Annotated in this window: 1 protein-coding gene; it reads right to left on the bottom strand. The window is 71.8% G+C overall.

Annotated elements, in window-relative coordinates; all coding sequences use genetic code 11:
* The coding region (locus MFF64_RS37380; RefSeq protein WP_238194128.1) for a hypothetical protein at positions 1–205 on the bottom strand (205 nt) is incomplete at its 3' end.
* Positions 206–234 lie beyond the last annotated feature (29 nt).

The following is a 234-nucleotide window of genomic DNA, read 5'->3' as shown; positions in this document are numbered from 1 at the left end:
AGGCGACCGCGGTGGGTACCTGCCCCATGACCGCGGAGCTCTCCATGGCGTGTCCCTCGACATCGCCCGCGCCCAGGACCGCACGGTCGTCCGCCAGTTTGATCACGTCGTACCAGTCGCCGCCCACCTGGAGGCCCCCTCGCGTCGGGATGTAGCGCGACGCGACCGACAGGCCGGTAACGCCCGGGCCGAGCGAGGGCGTCATCGCCGTCTGGAGTCCCAGCGACAGGTCGC

It is taken from the genome of Methylobacterium frigidaeris (assembly GCF_022179185.1).
Lineage (GTDB): Bacteria > Pseudomonadota > Alphaproteobacteria > Rhizobiales > Beijerinckiaceae > Methylobacterium > Methylobacterium frigidaeris.
The sequence above is the reverse complement of the archived record's forward strand: the minus strand, read 5'-3'. Positions and strand labels throughout refer to the sequence as shown.